Consider the following 16,488-nt stretch of genomic DNA (forward strand, 5'->3'; position numbering starts at 1 on the left):
CTGCGGCTGTGGCGTCCAGTCTGACTGTTCAAGCGTTTCACTCGCTTGATGTCAGTCAAATGAGCGCCAAGCCTAGCCCTTTTTTCGGGTAAAAAACCGTGACCGGAGAGTTCTCAACGCAATCCGAGCACGACGGCCCACTGGTCGGCGGTCACCGGCATGACCGAAAGACGGCTGCCTTTTTGCACCAGCGGCATCTCGGCCAGTGCGGTCTGCTGCTTCAGATAATCCAGTTTCAGCACCCGGGCAAAGGTCTCGACGTGTGCAACATCGATGGCACTCCAGGCGTTTTTCTCGGGCGTGGCTTTCGGGTCGAAGTAATGGCTTTCGGGGTCCAGTGCGGTGGGATCCGGGTACGCTGCCTGAATAATCCTGCCGATTCCGGCAATCCCCGGTTCCGGGCAACTGGAGTGGTAGAAAAAGAACTCATCCCCGACCGCCATCGCCCGCAGGAAATTGCGCGCCTGATAGTTGCGAACCCCGTCCCAGCGCGCTTTTCCGAGTGTCTCCAAGCCTTTGATCGAGAGTTCGTCCGGCTCGGATTTCATCAGCCAATAGGCCATGTCTTTTGCTCCTCAAGCGGTGATTGGACAGGTTGTCGGGCAATTTTATGACAAACCGACGGTCGGTTGACGTCAGCATTTGCGCCCGGGTTCACGTTGTCGCAAAATGCCGGCCTTTAAAGCTTGACGCTGCTGCACGGCCTACGAACGGAAACCGCTGCTGTCATCGTGATGATGTGCCTTGAGGGGGGCAATCGATGAAACGCAAACCGGATTTGCTATGGACTTTGGTTATTTTGTTCGGCCTCGGCGTCGTAACCACCGGTTATGCGCAAAGTCTGTGGACCAGCAAGACCGATGCACCGATTGAAGTCGCGCAACAGGTCCAACAGTCGACCGCGTTCAAGCGCTGAAACAGCCTTCCCGACGCCGCTGACCTGCGCGGCGTCTATCCTGCGAAATACCACGCCTTATCGGTGACCGTGCCCTGCAACGGTACATCCCAGCTGGCCTGCGCCAGGCGTTCGACCTTCTGACATTCATGGGCCAGCCCCAGCAACGTCGGCTTGCGCCAGGTTTTGCGCCGGGCCAGGTAGGCCAGACTGCGGTCGTAGAATCCGCCGCCCATCCCCAGCCGTCCGCCGACATCGTCAAACCCAACCAGTGGCAGCAACACCAGATCCAGGGTCCAGATCCTGCGTTGCTGAGCCAGATTGGCTCGCGGTTCGAGAATGCGAAAGCGATTGGGCTTGAGCTTGTCGCCCGGGCGAATCCGCTGGAACACCATCTTGGTTCGCGGCCAGGCACTGAGCACTGGCAGGTAGGTGGCCTTGCCGCGCCGCTGGGCTTCGCGCAGCAGCAGGCGCGGGTCGATTTCACCGTCGGTGGGCAGGTACAGGGAAATGTGTCTGGCCCGGCGAAAGTGCGGGTCTTGCGCCAGTTGGCGGAACAGGCCTTTGGCGGCCTGGCGTTGTTCGCTCGGGGTCAATGCGCGGCGCGCCTTGCGCAGCAGACGGCGGAGTTGCGGGCGGGGCAGCAGCGCGGGTTCGGTCATGGTTCGGCTTCGGCAGGTGAGGGCGGAAACGCACGCATAAAAAATCCGATGCCGGCAAAAACCGGCATCGGATTCGAATCAGGCTCCCCGGATGAACCGCTGTCAACTTAGCCCTTGAACCCGAAAGTTCAAGGTGGAGGATGCAGTAGACTTTAAGGCTTTCCGTCTGGCGGACATGCACACCAGCCCAACGTGCAACCTCCAGGGTAGTGCAAATCGGCTCAGGGACATCGTCAACTGGCAAGCACCCCAGGGAGTGCCGCGAGTATACCTCAAGCGGCCCGGCGAATCAGCCCTTGGTGACGTCCGGATCGGTCGCCAGCACCAGATCGACACGATCGAGCAAGTCGCGCACCTGTTCACGGGTCGAGCCGCTGGCCTGGATGTCCGGGCGCTCTTCTTTGTGCAAGAGGTCGTGGGTGATGTTCAGCGCGGCCATCACGGCGATACGGTCGGCGCCGATGACTTTGCCGCTGCTGCGGATCTCGCGCATCTTGCCGTCCAGGTAGCGGGCGGCGCTGACCAGATTGCTGCGTTCTTCCTGGGGGCAGATGATCGAATATTCTTTGTCGAGGATCTGCACGGTAACGCTATTGCTTGAACTCATGAGTCTTGCTCCAGGGCCTTGAGGCGCGAAATCATCGATTCGACCTTACGCCGGGCGATTTCGTTTTTTTCAATGAGGTGAGCGCGTTCCTCGCGCCAGGTCTTTTCCTGAGCTAGTAAGAGTGCGTTTTGACTCTTAAGTTGCTCCACTCGACTAATCAGCAGTTCGAGTCTGGCCATCAGCGCTTGCAGGTCGGTGTCTTCCATTGTGTCCACTGAGTCGGAGTCTGTCTGATGGGATAGCTGGCGGACAGCCTTTAATAGTCTTGGCGAGTCTGTCGATGTAGGATACAAGGCCTTCATTCTAGACATAGCGCCGTCTGGCGCCTAGCTGCCCATGACCATTGCGAATTCCCCGTACCAAGCCTTTGCCACCCTGCTGACTGCCAGCGGCCACAACGTCTCGCCTGCCGAACTGCATGGCCTGCTGCTCGGCCGCAGCTGCGCCAGCGCCGGCTTCGATAACGAAGGCTGGTTGATCGACGCCGCCGAACTGCTCGAAGGCGATATCCAGGACAACGTCCGCAACGCCCTGATCGGCCTGCAAGAAATGGTCAAGGGTGAGTTGACCGGCAGCGACGTGACCGTCGTCCTGCTGCTGCCGACCGATGACGCGCCGCTGGCCGACCGCGCTGCTGCACTGGGCCAATGGTGCCAAGGCTTCCTCAGCGGTTTCGGCCTGAACTGCCGCGACAGCAGCATGCTCAGCACCGAAGCTACCGAAGTGCTGCAGGATCTGGCGGCGATTTCCCAGGTACAAGATGCCCTGGAAGAGTCCGAAGACGGCGAAACCGACTACATGGAAGTCATGGAATACCTGCGCGTCGCGCCGCTGCTGCTGTTCTCGGAAACCAGGAAAGCCGACGTGCCGCCAGCCGCCAAGCCGTCGCTGCATTAATCGCGTGCCAGGGAAAGCCATCTGCCCATGACCCATATCCCCAAAGCGGAATACAGCCGTCGCCGCAAGGCCCTGATGGCGCAGATGGAACCCAACAGCATCGCGATCCTGCCCGCCGCCGCGGTGGCGATCCGCAACCGCGACGTCGAGCATGTCTATCGTCAGGACAGCGACTTTCAGTACCTCAGTGGATTCCCCGAACCGCAGGCGGTCATCGTCCTGATGCCCGGCCGCGAGCATGGCGAGTACGTGCTGTTCTGCCGTGAACGCAACGCCGAGCGTGAGTTGTGGGACGGCCTGCGCGCCGGGCAGGAAGGCGCGATCCGTGATTACGGCGCCGACGACGCGTTCCCGATTACCGACATCGACGACATCCTGCCGGGCCTGATCGAAGGCCGCGACCGGGTGTATTCGGCGATGGGCAGCAACCCGGAGTTCGACCGGCACCTGATGGACTGGATCAACGTGATCCGCTCCAAGGCGCACCTCGGCGCCCAGCCACCGAACGAATTCGTTGCCCTGGATCACCTGCTGCACGACATGCGCCTGTATAAATCGGCGGCAGAAGTGAAGGTGATGCGCGAAGCAGCGCGGATTTCCGCTCAGGCCCACATCCGGGCGATGCAGGCCAGTCGGCCGGGTTTGTACGAGTACAGCCTTGAAGCCGAACTCGATTACGAGTTTCGCAAGGGCGGGGCGAAGATGCCGGCTTACGGCTCGATTGTCGCCGCCGGACGCAACAGCTGCATCCTGCATTACCAGCAGAATGACGCGCTGCTCAAGGACGGCGATCTGGTATTGATCGACGCCGGTTGCGAAATCGACTGCTACGCCAGCGACATCACTCGCACCTGGCCGGTCAACGGCAAGTTCTCGCCAGAGCAAAAAGCGATTTACGAGTTGGTGCTGGCCTCGCAGGAAGCCGCATTCGCTGAAATCGCCCCGAACAAAAACTGGAATCAGGCGCACGAAGCCACGGTTCGGGTGATTACCACGGGGCTGGTAAAACTTGGATTGCTGCAAGGCGAGGTCGACGAATTGATCGCGACCGAAGCTTACAAGGCGTTTTACATGCACCGTGCCGGGCACTGGCTGGGCATGGATGTACACGACGTCGGCGAATACAAGGTCGGCGGCGAATGGCGGGTGCTGGAGGTCGGCATGGCGCTGACCGTGGAGCCGGGCATCTACATCGCCCCGGACAACCAGAACGTAGCAAAGAAATGGCGCGGCATTGGCGTGCGCATCGAGGATGACGTGGTAGTGACCAAAACCGGTTGTGAAATATTCACCAGCGGCGTACCGAAAACCGTCGCCGAGATTGAAGCGCTGATGGCGCAAGCACGGACCCACGCGGCATGAGTCGAGTCAATCTGGCAATCATCGGCGGCGGCCTGGTCGGCGCCAGTCTGGCGCTGGCCTTGCAGGCCGGGGCCAAGGCGCGCGGCTGGAAAATCGTCCTGATCGAACCGTTCGCCCCCGGCGACAGCTGGCAGCCAAGCTACGACGCCCGTTCATCGGCGCTGTCCTTCGGTTCGCGGCAGATCTACCAGCGGCTGGGTGTGTGGCAGGAGATTTCCCGCCGCGCCGAGCCGATCAAACAGATTCACGTCTCCGACCGTGGCCGCTTCTCCACTGCCCGTCTGTCGGCGATGGAAGAGGGCGTGCCGGCCTTGGGTTACGTGGTGGAAAACGCCTGGCTCGGCCAGTGCCTGTGGCAGCACCTCGATAAAGACGTGATCAGCTGGCGTTGCCCGGCGGAAGTCACGCGCATGGAGCCGCTGGCTGACGGCTATCGCCTGACCCTCAACGATGAAACCACGCTCGAATGTGATCTGGCGGTGCTGGCCGATGGTGGCCGCTCCGGTCTGCGCGAGCAGTTGGGCATCAACGTACGCAAGCGTCCGTACAACCAGAGCGCGCTGATCGCCAACATCACCCCGAGCGAGGCGCACAACGGCATGGCCTTCGAGCGCTTCACCGACGAAGGGCCGATGGCCTTGCTGCCGCTGCCGGACAACCGTTGCGCACTGGTCTGGACCCGCCTGGGCATGGACGCGCAGCGTTTGGCCGATTTGAGCGAGCGCGATTTCCTCAGCGAACTGCAGGGCGTATTCGGCTACCGCCTCGGCACCCTGAAACAGGTTGGCGCGCGGCATCTGTACCCGTTGTCGCTGGTCGAGGCCGAAGAGCAGGTGCGCTCGCATCTGGCCGTACTCGGCAACGCTGCACACAGCCTGCACCCGATTGCCGGGCAGGGTTTCAACCTGTCCCTGCGTGATGCCGATGCCTTGGCCGCCGCACTGCTCGCCAGCGACCAGCCGCTGGGCGACTTCGCCACGTTGCAGGCCTATCGCGAGCGCCAGCGGCTGGATCAGGACCTTACAGTAGGCTTCTCCGATCAGGTCACCCGCCTGTTCGGCAGCACCCAGCCGCTGGTGTCGCTGGGGCGCAACATTGGCTTGCTCGGTCTCGATCTGCTGCCACCGGCCAAGCGCTGGTTTGCCCGTCAGGCCATGGGGCTGGGGACGCGGCCGGATGCTTGAGCGGCGGATCGTCACTTTCACTTTCAGCAGCGCGCCGCCCACTGGCGCGCTCGCTAAAACCCTTTACGGGCGGCGCATGCCGCCAGCGAGACAGGCTTAAAGCATGGAAATGCGCGCAGATCTGCTGATTGTCGGAGCCGGAATGGTTGGCAGCGCCATCGCGCTGGCGTTGCAGGACAGTGGCCTTGAAGTGCTGCTGCTCGATGGCAGCCCGCTGAGCGTCAAACCGTTCGACGCCGCCGCAGCGTTTGAGCCGCGAGTGAGCGCCTTGTCGGCGGCCAGCCAGCGGATACTCGAACGCCTTGGCGTGTGGGACGGTATCGCCAAACGCCGCAGCAGCCCGTACACCGACATGCATGTGTGGGACGGCAGCGGCACCGGGCAGATTCATTTCTCGGCGAGCAGTGTGCACGCCGATGTGCTGGGACATATCGTCGAAAACCGCGTGGTGCAGGATGCCTTGCTCGATCGTTTGCACGATTGCGATCTGGGTATGCTGGCCAACGCACGGCTGGAACAGATGCGCCGCTCCGGTGACGACTGGCTGCTGACTCTGGCCGACGGTCGCCAGTTGCGTGCGCCGCTGGTGATTGCGGCGGACGGCGCCAATTCGGCGGTACGTCGCCTGACCGGCGTCGCCACCCGCGAGTGGGATTACCTGCACCACGCCATCGTCACCAGTGTGCGCAGCAGCAGGCCGCATCGGATGACCGCGTGGCAGCGTTTTACTGATCACGGGCCGCTGGCGTTTCTGCCGCTGGAGCGTGACGGGCAGCAAGACTGGTGCTCGATTGTCTGGTCGACCACGCCGAGTGAAGCCGAACGCCTGATGGCGCTGGATGAAGCCGCGTTCTGCCGAGAACTGGAGCGTGCGTTCGAAGGTTGCCTGGGCGAAGTGCTAAGCGCTGACCCACGGTTGTGCGTGCCGTTGCGTCAACGGCATGCCAAGCGCTACGTCGCCGAAGGGTTGGCGTTGATCGGCGATGCGGCGCACACCATTCACCCGTTGGCCGGGCAGGGCGTCAACCTGGGTTTCCTTGATGCGGCGGTGCTGGCTGAAGTGCTGCTGCAAGCTGCGGAACGTGGCGAACGGCTGGCGGACGTGAAAGTGCTGAGTCGTTACGAGCGTCGGCGCATGCCGCACAACCTCGCGCTGATGGCGGCGATGGAGGGCTTCGAACGCTTGTTCCAGGCCGACCCGTTGCCAGTGCGCTGGTTGCGCAACGCCGGGTTGAAGCTGGTGGAGCAGATGCCCGAGGCCAAGGCTCTCTTTGTTCGTGAAGCACTTGGCCTCACAGGCGACCTCCCCGCGCTCGCCAAACCCTGAGTCGATAACGCTCCCTGTAGGAGCTGCCGAAGGCTGCGATCTTTTGATCTTGTTTTAAGATCAAAAGATCGCAGCCTCGTTTCACTCGGCAGCTCCTACAGGGGGTGTGTTGCCCTGTGCAACATCTGGTAACTCCTTGGAAAAGAGTTCGATTGAGGTGGTAAATGTGAGTCCTTATCATTTGGCCCACATTTTCCGACCGAGAGATCACTCCCATGTTGGCACCCAAGCGTCTTCTGACTGCACTGGCCCTGACCCTGATCGGCAGCACTACCGCCCAGGCCGCCGACGAGGTGGTGGTCTACTCCTCGCGTATCGATGAGCTGATCAAACCGGTGTTCGACGCCTACACCGCGAAAACTGGGGTGAAGATCAAGTTCATCACCGACAAGGAAGCGCCGCTGATGCAGCGGATCAAGGCCGAAGGTGCAAACGCCAGCGCCGACCTGCTGCTCACCGTCGATGCCGGCAACCTCTGGCAAGCCGAACAGATGGGCATCCTGCAGCCGTTCACCTCGAAGACCATCGACGCCAATATTCCCGCGCAATACCGTTCGTCCACCCATGCCTGGACCGGCCTGAGCCTGCGCGCGCGGACCATCGCTTACTCCACCGAGCGCGTTAAGCCGGGCGAACTGACCACCTACGAAGCGCTGGCCGACAAGAATTGGGAAGGACGCCTGTGCCTGCGCACGGCGAAGAAGGTCTACAACCAGTCGCTGACCGCGACCATGATCGAAGTGCACGGCGCCGAGAAGACCGAGAAGATCCTCAAAGGCTGGGTCAACAACCTGTCCACCGATGTGTTCTCCGACGACGTCGCGGTGCTGGAAGCGATCAACGCCGGGCAGTGCGACGTCGGCATCGTCAACACCTACTACTATGGTCGCCTGCACAAGCAGAAACCGGACCTGCCGGTAAAACTGTTCTGGCCGAATCAGGCCGATCGTGGCGTGCATGTCAACCTGTCCGGTATCGGCCTGACCCAACATGCACCGCACCCGGAGGCAGCCAAGGCGCTGGTCGAATGGATGACCACACCTGAAGCGCAGAAAATCTTCGCCGACGTGAACCAGGAATTCCCGGCCAACCCGGCGGTGGCACCTTCGGAGGAAGTGGCGGCGTGGGGCAAGTTCGTCGCTGACACCTTGCCGGTGGAAGTGGCGGGCAAGCGACAGGCTGAAGCGATCCGCATGATGGATCGTGCGGGCTGGAACTAAAACCTGGGTATATCCTGTGGCGAGGGGATTTATCCCCGATGGGGTGCGAAGCACCCCCAATGCCCTTAATCAAAGCGTACTGATACACCGCGGGCATAGTTTTTAAGAATGCTGCGCATCCGATCGGGGATAAATCCCCTCGCCACAATTGGGGCTGGCATTACTCTTGCGCCGACCCACGATTTATTAGAGAACCCCCTTGGCCCACCCCGCCCAACGCCGCTGGTACCCCATCGTCCTCGCCATTGCCGCGCTGGTGCTGCTGCCCCTGAGTGTCCTGCTGCTGTCGTGGCAGACCATTGATCAGCAAATCTGGTCGCACCTGTGGCAAACCCAGATGCCGCGCCTGCTGGGCAATACCCTGACGCTGGTGCTGGGCGTTGGCGTCGGCGTGACGCTGCTCGGCGTCAGTCTGGCATGGCTCACCAGCCTCTGCGAATTCCCCGGGCGGCGCTGGCTCGACTGGGCGCTGATGCTGCCGTTCGCCATTCCGGCCTACGTGCTGGCGTTCGTCTTCGTCGGCCTGCTGGACTTCGCCGGCCCGGTGCAAACCCTGTTGCGTGAGTGGTTCGGCAGCGGCTTGCGTCTGCCACGGGTACGTTCCACCGGCGGGGTGATTGTGGTGCTGGTGCTGGTTTTTTATCCCTACGTCTACCTGCTGGCGCGCACCGCGTTCCTGGCGCAGGGCAAAGGCCTGATGGAAGCGGCGCGGGTCCTCGGGCAATCGCCCTGGCAGGCGTTCTGGCGGGTGGCGTTGCCGATGGCGCGGCCAGCGATCGGTGCCGGTGTGGCGCTGGCGCTGATGGAAACCCTGGCGGATTTCGGCGCGGTGTCTGTGTTCAACTTCGACACCTTCACTACCGCGATCTACAAGACCTGGTACGGCTTCTTCAGTTTGCCAAGCGCGGCGCAACTGGCGAGCCTGTTGCTATTGGTGGTGATGCTGGTGCTTTACGGCGAGCGGCGTGCGCGTGGCGCCAACCGGGCGAGCAACGAACGGCCGCGGGTCAAGGCGCTGTATCACTTGCAGGGACTCAAGGCGTTCGCGGCGACCGGCTGGTGCGCTCTGGTCTTTGCCTGTGCGTTCGTGATTCCAGTCCTGCAACTCATTGTGTGGTTCTGGCAGCGCGGGCGCTTTGATCTCGATGAGCGCTACGCCGGACTGATCCTGCACACCTTGTACCTGGGTGGCATGGCAGCCTTGATCACCGTCAGCGTCGCGCTGCTGCTGGCTTTTGCCCGACGACTGGCGCCGACCCGGGCGATCCGTTCCGGAGTCAGTCTGGCCAATCTCGGTTATGCGTTGCCGGGTTCGGTGCTGGCGGTGTCGATCATGCTGGCGTTCAGTTATCTCGATCGCGAACTGGTGATTCCGCTGTCGGGCTGGCTCGGTGGCGCCGGCAAGCCGCTGCTGCTGGGCAGTCTGGCGGCGTTGCTGATGGCCTATCTGGTGCGTTTCATCGCCGTGGCGTACGGGCCGCTGGAAAACAGTCTGGCGCGTATACGGCCTTCATTGCCCGAAGCAGCACGTAGTCTGGGGGTCAGTGGGCCGCGACTGTTTTTCAAAGTGTATCTTCCGCTGTTGCTGCCTGGCACGTTGAGCGCGGCGTTGCTGGTGTTCGTCGATGTGCTCAAGGAAATGCCCGCGACCCTGCTGATGCGCCCGTTTGGCTGGGACACGCTGGCGGTGCGGATCTTCGAAATGACCAGCGAGGGCGAGTGGGCACGGGCGTCGCTGCCGGCGCTGACCTTGGTGTTGGTCGGCCTGTTACCGGTCATTGGCCTGATCCGCCGCTCGGCGCACCGAAACACTTAGTAGTGAGTCCTGAATCATGCGGCTACAATGCGCGGCATTCGGTGCGGTTCGTCTGACAGACCCGTTCGCTGAAATCGGCTGAAAGCCTTCTATTTCGCGGCTTTCATCCCGTACAGCGGCTGTCCGCACCTTCGCCACGCCCGGAAGGAGAAACCCATGGGACAGCGTACGCCTCTGTATGACCTGCATCTCGCCCTCGGCGCGAAGATGGTCGATTTTGGCGGTTGGGACATGCCACTGCATTACGGCTCGCAGGTCGAGGAACACCATGAGGTGCGCCGCGATTGCGGGGTGTTCGATGTTTCCCACATGACCGTGATCGATGTCGCCGGTGTCCAGGCCAAGGCCTGGCTGCAGCATTTGCTGGCCAATGACGTCGAGCGCCTGCATCGCCCCGGCCGCGCGCTCTACAGCACGATGCTCAACGAGCGTGGCGGCATCGTCGACGACATGATCGTCTATCGCCTCGAAGACCGTTATCGTCTGGTATTCAACGCCTCCACTCGCGACCAGGATCTGGCGTGGATGCAGGCGCAGGTCGCCGGTTACGACGTGCAATTGCATGAGCGTCAGGATCTGGCGATGCTCGCCATTCAAGGCCCGCAGGCCCGGCAGAAAATTGCCGAACTGGTGACCCAGTCCCGCGCCGAACTGATCAAACATCTCAAACCGTTCGAAGCTCACGTCGATGGCGACTGGTTCATCGCCCGCACCGGATATACCGGTGAGGATGGCCTGGAAATCGCCTTGCCGGCCGAGCAAGCGCCGGGATTTTTCAACGATCTGGTCGGTGCCGGCATTTCGCCGATCGGCCTCGGCGCCCGCGACACGCTACGGGTCGAGGCAGGGATGAACCTCTACGGCCAGGACATTCATCAGGATGTCTCGCCGCTGGCGTCCAATATGGCCTGGAGCATCGCCTGGGAACCGGCCTCGCGGCAGTTCATCGGGCGTGCTGCGCTGGAAGCGGAAAAAGCCGCCGGCGTTGCGCACAAACTGGTGGGGCTGGTGCTTGAGGAACGCGGTGTTTTACGCGCCCATCAGGTGGTTCGTATCGCCGATGTTGGCGAAGGAGAGATCACCAGTGGTAGTTTCTCTCCTACGCTGAGCAAATCGATTGCCCTGGCGCGTGTACCGATGGCCACCGCCGACCGCGCCGAAGTGGAAATCCGTGGCAAGTGGTATCCGGTACGAGTGGTCAAACCGACCTTCGTGCGCCATGGCAAAACCTTGATCTAACCTTTTCCGGCGGGCCTGACCGCTGACAATTTTTTGAGGACACCAAGCATGAGCAATATCCCCGCCGAACTGCGTTTTGCCGAAAGTCATGAGTGGGCGCGTCTGGAAGCCGACGGCACCGTTACCGTGGGCATCAGCGATCACGCGCAGGAAGCACTGGGCGATGTGGTGTTCGTCGAGTTGACTGAAGTGGGCAAGGTGTTTGCTGCTGAGGATCAAGCTGGCGTGGTTGAGTCGGTGAAAGCGGCCTCCGATATCTACTCGCCGATTGCCGGCGAAGTCATCGCCGTCAACGAAGAGCTGAGCGGCTCTCCGGAATTGCTGAACTCCGATCCGTACGGGGCGTGGATCTTCAAGCTCAAGCCAGCCAACGCTGCTGATCTGGACAAGCTGCTGGACGCCGCCGGCTACAAGGCTGCAATCGGCGAATAATCCTCGCTCTGTAGGAGCTGCCGCAGGCTGCGATCTTTTGATTTTGTTTTTGAAGCAAGATCAAAAGATCGCAGCCTGCGGCAGCTCCTACAGGCATGGCGGTTCAGGGCTTCAATACGGCTTTGACTGCCGCCACTGAACGCTCGACGTCGTCCTTGGTCATGCTGGTGAACATCGGCAACGACACAATCAATCGTCCGACCCGTTCGGCCACCGGCAACATCCCTTCCTTGAAACCGCGCTCGCGGTACAGACTCAACAAGTGAATCGGCGGGTAGTGATAGCCGATGCCGATGCCTTTGGCCTGCATCTGTTCCATGAACGTGGCCCGCGCCGGCAAGCCGTCCTTGCGCTCCGGCAGGACCAGCTGGAACAGATGCCAGTTGCTGTGGGTGAAATCCGCTGGCGGCAGTTGTGCGCCAGAGGTCACTTCGAAGTCATCGCCAAAGCATTTGAAGTAATGACGGGCCAGTTCCTGACGATGGGCGGTCAGCGCCTCGATATGGGCGAATTGGCCCAGACCGATGGTCGCGGCGACGTCGGTCATGTTGAACTTGCCGCCGAGCACATCAACGTCGAGACCGTCGAAGCCGTTGCGGGTCACGCCTTGCAGGCGATATTTCTCCGCCAGCCGCGCTTCTTCCGCAGTGTTCAGCACCAGACAGCCGCCTTCGGAGCAGGTCACGTTCTTGTTGGTCTGGAAACTGAACGACACGAAGTCGCCAGTGGCGCCGATGCGCTGGCCGTTCCAGCTCGAACCCAACGCCTGCGCGGCGTCTTCGACAATCCGCAGATTGTGTTTGCGCGCGATGGCATATAGCCGATCCATGTCCACCGGCAGGCCTGCGAGGTACACCGGAATCAGCGCTTTGGTGCGCGGGGTGATCGCTGCTTCGAGCTTGTCCAGATCAATGTTGCGGGTCACCGGGTCGATGTCGGCGAACACCGGCGTGGCGCCGACTTCGAGGATCACGTTGGCGGTGGCGACCCAGGAAATCGGCGTGGTGATCACTTCGTCACCCGGGCCGATGCCGGCGATGCGCAGGGCGATTTCCATGGTGCAGGTGCCGGAGTTGAACGTGCGCACCGGGCGCCCGCCGAAGTATTCCGACAGCTGTGCTTCAAAGGCCTGTACCTTCGGCCCGCTGGTGATCCAGCCGGAGCGCAGTACATCGCCGACGGCGGCAATCGTGGCTTCATCGATGACAGGTTTGGAAAACGGCAGGAACGGCAGTTGGCTCATGAGGGTTCGATCATCCGCAAGTTGGACGCCTGATGCAGGCGCTACAGCATGCCCCGGAACACCCGGCGCCGCCAAGCCGTGCGCGTCGGGATCGGCTGCTATGCTGGTTTGACCGTGTTGCATTGACGCCGAGCGCCAGCCAAGAGAGAGCCTGTCATGTCCCAGTTGCCATCCTTGAGCCAGTTACGCGACCCCGAAGCCTTCCTGCGCCGCCATTTGGGTCCCGATGCCGCCGAACAACAGGCGATGCTCGATAGCCTGGGCCTCGGCAGCCGGGTCGAACTGATCGAGCAGACGGTGCCGCCGGGCATTCGCCTGAACCGGGCGCTGGACTTGCCGCCGGCCCTCGACGAGCAGGCGGCGCTGGCCAAACTGCGCGGTTACGCCGAGCAGAATCAGGTGTGGACCAGTCTGATCGGCATGGGCTACTACGGCACGCTGACGCCGACCGTCATTCTGCGTAACGTGCTGGAAAATCCTGGTTGGTACACCGCGTACACCCCGTATCAACCGGAGATTGCCCAGGGCCGTCTTGAGGCGCTGCTGAATTTCCAGCAACTGACCATCGACCTCACCGGGCTGGAACTGGCCAACGCCTCGTTGCTCGACGAAGCTACCGCTGCGGCGGAAGCCATGGCCCTGGCTAAACGCGTGGCGAAGTCGAAGAGCAATCTGTTCTTCGTCGACGAAAACTGTCATCCGCAGACCATTTCCGTGGTGCAGACCCGCGCCGAAGGCTTCGGCTTTGAGCTGATCGTCGACGCTGTGGATAACCTCAGCCAGCATCAGGTGTTCGGCGCATTGCTGCAGTATCCCGACACCCACGGCGAGATTCGTGATTTGCGCCCGGTCATCGATCAACTGCACGCGCAGCAGGCGCTGGCCTGCGTCGCTACGGATCTGCTGAGTCTGTTGCTGCTGACGCCACCGGGTGAACTGGGCGCTGACGTGGTGTTCGGATCATCCCAACGCTTTGGCGTGCCAATGGGCTACGGTGGCCCGCACGCGGCGTTTTTCGCCAGCCGTGAGGCGTACAAACGGGCGATTCCCGGACGGATCATCGGCGTGTCGAAAGACGCTCGTGGCAATGTCGCGTTGCGCATGGCCCTGCAAACCCGCGAGCAACATATTCGCCGCGAGAAGGCCAATTCGAACATCTGCACCGCGCAGGTGCTGCTGGCCAACATCGCCAGTTGCTACGCGGTGTATCACGGGCCGCAAGGCTTGAAACGGATAGCGCAGAGGGTGCATCGGCTGACCTGCATTCTGGCGGCAGGCCTTGAACGCCATGGTATTGCGCGAGTCAACGGGCAGTTTTTCGACACTCTCACGCTGGAGGTCGGCGGCGCGCAGAGCGCAATCATCGACAGCGCCAGGGCTGCGCAGATCAATCTGCGGATTCTCGGCCGTGGTCGAGTCGGGTTGAGCCTCGACGAGACGTGCGATGAAAGCACGGTGGCCAAACTGTTCGACGTGCTGCTCGGTGCCGATCATGGTTTAAACGTCGAGCAACTCGATGCAGAAACGTTGGTTTCAGGCATCCCCGACAGCCTCCAGCGCAAGACGCCTTACTTGCGCCATCCGGTGTTCAACGCACATCACAGCGAAACCGAGATGCTGCGCTACCTCAAGCAACTGGAGAACAAGGATCTGGCGCTCAACCAGTCGATGATCCCGTTGGGTTCCTGCACCATGAAGCTCAACGCCACCAGTGAGATGATCCCGATCACCTGGCCGCAGTTCGCCAATCTGCACCCGTTCGCGCCTCGGGAGCAGGCAGTCGGATACACCTTGATGATCGAAGAACTGCAGCGCTGGCTGTGCGCGATCACCGGGTTCGATGCGATCTGCATGCAGCCCAACTCCGGGGCTCAGGGCGAGTACGCCGGGCTGCTGGCGATTCGCAAATATCACGAGAGCCGGCAGCAGGGCGCACGGGATATTTGCCTGATTCCGTCCTCGGCCCACGGCACCAACCCGGCCTCGGCGCAGATGGCCGGGATGCGCGTGGTGATCGTCGAATGCGACGAGGCCGGCAACGTCGATCTGGACGACCTGAAAACCAGGGCGGCCGAGGCGGGGGACAAGTTGTCGTGCCTGATGGCGACCTATCCGTCGACCCATGGCGTGTACGAGGAAGGCATCAGCGAGATCTGCGAAGTTATCCACCAGCACGGCGGGCAGGTGTATATGGACGGCGCCAATCTCAACGCGCAGGTCGGGCTGGCGCGGCCGGCGGACATCGGCGCCGATGTGTCGCACATGAACCTGCACAAGACGTTCTGCATTCCCCATGGCGGTGGCGGGCCGGGCATGGGGCCGATCGGCATTCGCGCGCACCTGGCGCCGTTCGTCGCCAGTCATCCGGTCGTGCCGATTGACGGCCCGCTGCCGCAGAATGGCGCGGTCAGTGCGGCGCCGTGGGGCAGTGCGAGTATTTTGCCGATCAGCTGGATGTACATCGCAATGATGGGGCCGCAATTGGCGGATGCCAGCGAAGTGGCAATCCTCGCGGCGAACTATCTGGCCCAGCATTTATCCGGCGCATTTCCGGTGCTGTATACCGGGCGCAACGGGCGGGTGGCCCATGAATGCATTCTCGATCTGCGGCCGTTGAAGGCGCAGACCGGGATCAGCGAAGAAGACGTCGCCAAGCGCCTGATGGATTACGGCTTTCACGCGCCAACCATGTCATTCCCGGTGCCGGGGACGTTGATGGTCGAGCCGACCGAGAGCGAATCCAAGGCCGAACTGGACCGGTTTATCGGCGCCATGCTGAGCATCCGTGCAGAAATCACCGAAGTGCAGAACGGCAACTGGCCGGCGGAAGACAACCCGCTCAAGCGTGCGCCGCATACCTTGGCCGATGTCACCGGAGTCTGGGAGCGGCCTTACAGCATCGAGCAGGGCATCACCCCGGATGCGCACACTAAGGCGCACAAGTATTGGCCGGCAGTGAATCGGGTGGATAACGTTTATGGCGACCGCAATCTGTTTTGCGCCTGCGTCCCGGTGGACGATTACCGCTGATTTCCAGGTTGTACAACCGCCCAAATGTGGGAGCGAGCCTGCTCGCGAAGGCGTCGTGTCAGAAGACAAACATGTATCTGACCCACTTTATTCGCGAGCAGGCTCGCTCCCACAGAGGTTGTGGTGAATTCGACATTACGGGCAAAAAAATGCCGCTCGATCGAGCGGCATTTTTGTTGGCGCCCGGTTTACTCGGAAGCCACTGCGTTCTTCGCCAGAATCGCATTCGCCAGTTCCATGTCCGTGGCCTGCAGGCCCGGATTGTCGGCGCGGACTTTCTGCATGGCTGCTTCCAGGTATGGCCCACGAATGCCGCCATCGCTGGCGACGAAGCTGCCGGCGTCGTCCTGCGCGGCAACGATCAGCTTGTGATCCTTGAAGGTCAGGTAGGTCGAACCGGTGGTGGCGCCGGACGAAATGACGTTACGCCAAAAGCTGTCGGCCATCGCTGAACCAACGGGAAGGGACAGCAAGGCAAGGGTGGCGACAGCAAGTTTGAGACGCATGATTGAGTGACTCCTGGGGGTTAACTACGGCGTTGGATAACGATTCCCCGGTCCGGTTCCGTAGCGGC

At 61.7% G+C, this 16,488-nt stretch carries 16 protein-coding genes and 1 other RNA gene; 10 read left to right on the top strand and 7 right to left on the bottom strand.

Going from position 1 to position 16,488, the window contains the following annotated elements:
• Positions 1–113: 113 nt before the first annotated feature.
• Complete coding sequence (locus L6D63_RS06770; protein WP_121182555.1) at positions 114–563, bottom strand: EVE domain-containing protein; 450 nt, start codon at positions 561–563, stop codon at positions 114–116.
• 197 nt (positions 564–760) lie between these two features.
• Between L6D63_RS06770 and L6D63_RS06775 the strand changes: the two genes are divergently transcribed.
• On the top strand, positions 761–916 hold the full coding sequence (locus L6D63_RS06775; RefSeq protein ID WP_086792358.1) for a hypothetical protein: 156 nt from the start codon (positions 761–763) through the stop codon (positions 914–916).
• Between the two features lie 35 nt (positions 917–951).
• Here L6D63_RS06775 and L6D63_RS06780 read toward each other — a convergent pair whose 3' ends face one another.
• From L6D63_RS06780 to L6D63_RS06795, 4 genes are all read right to left on the bottom strand, one after another.
• Positions 952–1,557, bottom strand: a complete 606-nt coding sequence (locus tag L6D63_RS06780; protein WP_131670663.1) for a 5-formyltetrahydrofolate cyclo-ligase — start codon at positions 1,555–1,557, stop codon at positions 952–954.
• 80 nt (positions 1,558–1,637) lie between these two features.
• Positions 1,638–1,816, bottom strand: a non-coding RNA gene (gene ssrS / locus L6D63_RS06785) — 6S RNA.
• Positions 1,817–1,846: 30 nt separating this feature from the next.
• The gene (locus L6D63_RS06790; protein ID WP_008055229.1) at positions 1,847–2,164 is read right to left on the bottom strand and encodes a cell division protein ZapA; all 318 of its coding nucleotides are present in this window, start codon (positions 2,162–2,164) and stop codon (positions 1,847–1,849) included.
• Entirely contained in the window at positions 2,161–2,370 is a 210-nt protein-coding gene (locus L6D63_RS06795; RefSeq protein WP_025112001.1) for a TIGR02449 family protein, read from the bottom strand. The genes L6D63_RS06790 and L6D63_RS06795 overlap by 4 nt, the downstream gene beginning before the upstream one ends.
• A 130-nt stretch (positions 2,371–2,500) precedes the next feature.
• Between L6D63_RS06795 and L6D63_RS06800 the strand changes: the two genes are divergently transcribed.
• The 8 genes from L6D63_RS06800 (at position 2,501) to gcvH (ending at position 11,641) form a co-directional block, all read left to right on the top strand.
• Positions 2,501–3,061, top strand: coding sequence for a YecA/YgfB family protein (locus L6D63_RS06800; protein WP_131670662.1), 561 nt, complete (start codon positions 2,501–2,503; stop codon positions 3,059–3,061).
• Positions 3,062–3,088: 27 nt separating this feature from the next.
• Positions 3,089–4,423, top strand: a complete 1,335-nt coding sequence (gene pepP / locus L6D63_RS06805; RefSeq protein ID WP_131670661.1) for a Xaa-Pro aminopeptidase — start codon at positions 3,089–3,091, stop codon at positions 4,421–4,423.
• A complete protein-coding gene (gene ubiH / locus L6D63_RS06810; RefSeq protein WP_095668056.1) occupies positions 4,420–5,607 on the top strand; it encodes a 2-octaprenyl-6-methoxyphenyl hydroxylase in 1,188 nt (395 codons plus the stop codon). Before pepP ends, ubiH begins: the two co-directional genes overlap by 4 nt.
• Positions 5,608–5,716: 109 nt before the next feature.
• On the top strand, positions 5,717–6,934 hold the full coding sequence (locus tag L6D63_RS06815; RefSeq protein WP_236170294.1) for a 2-octaprenyl-3-methyl-6-methoxy-1,4-benzoquinol hydroxylase: 1,218 nt from the start codon (positions 5,717–5,719) through the stop codon (positions 6,932–6,934).
• 215 nt (positions 6,935–7,149) lie between these two features.
• Positions 7,150–8,154, top strand: coding sequence for an extracellular solute-binding protein (locus L6D63_RS06820; protein ID WP_047297214.1), 1,005 nt, complete (start codon positions 7,150–7,152; stop codon positions 8,152–8,154).
• A 199-nt stretch (positions 8,155–8,353) separates the two neighbouring features.
• On the top strand, positions 8,354–9,970 hold the full coding sequence (locus L6D63_RS06825; protein ID WP_121182544.1) for an ABC transporter permease: 1,617 nt from the start codon (positions 8,354–8,356) through the stop codon (positions 9,968–9,970).
• A gap of 156 nt (positions 9,971–10,126) precedes the next feature.
• Positions 10,127–11,209 carry a glycine cleavage system aminomethyltransferase GcvT gene (gene gcvT, locus L6D63_RS06830; RefSeq protein ID WP_047297212.1) on the top strand — a complete coding sequence of 361 codons (1,083 nt, stop codon included), beginning with the start codon at positions 10,127–10,129 and terminating at the stop codon, positions 11,207–11,209.
• Positions 11,210–11,257: 48 nt separating this feature from the next.
• Positions 11,258–11,641, top strand: coding sequence for a glycine cleavage system protein GcvH (gene gcvH / locus L6D63_RS06835; protein ID WP_041072090.1), 384 nt, complete (start codon positions 11,258–11,260; stop codon positions 11,639–11,641).
• A 103-nt stretch (positions 11,642–11,744) separates the two neighbouring features.
• Here the strand turns inward: gcvH and L6D63_RS06840 are convergent, their stop codons facing one another.
• The gene (locus L6D63_RS06840; RefSeq protein WP_131670659.1) at positions 11,745–12,884 is read right to left on the bottom strand and encodes a DegT/DnrJ/EryC1/StrS family aminotransferase; all 1,140 of its coding nucleotides are present in this window, start codon (positions 12,882–12,884) and stop codon (positions 11,745–11,747) included.
• Between the two features lie 156 nt (positions 12,885–13,040).
• Here L6D63_RS06840 and gcvP point away from each other — a divergent pair, with 156 nt between their 5' ends.
• Entirely contained in the window at positions 13,041–15,914 is a 2,874-nt protein-coding gene (gcvP, locus tag L6D63_RS06845) for an aminomethyl-transferring glycine dehydrogenase (protein ID WP_131670658.1), read from the top strand.
• Between the two features lie 188 nt (positions 15,915–16,102).
• Here gcvP and L6D63_RS06850 read toward each other — a convergent pair whose 3' ends face one another.
• Positions 16,103–16,423 carry a DUF2388 domain-containing protein gene (locus L6D63_RS06850; protein WP_169843014.1) on the bottom strand — a complete coding sequence of 107 codons (321 nt, stop codon included), beginning with the start codon at positions 16,421–16,423 and terminating at the stop codon, positions 16,103–16,105.
• Between the last annotated feature and the right edge of the window lie 65 nt (positions 16,424–16,488).

Source organism: Pseudomonas parakoreensis (assembly GCF_021602155.1).
Taxonomy (GTDB): Bacteria; Pseudomonadota; Gammaproteobacteria; order Pseudomonadales; family Pseudomonadaceae; genus Aquipseudomonas; species Aquipseudomonas parakoreensis.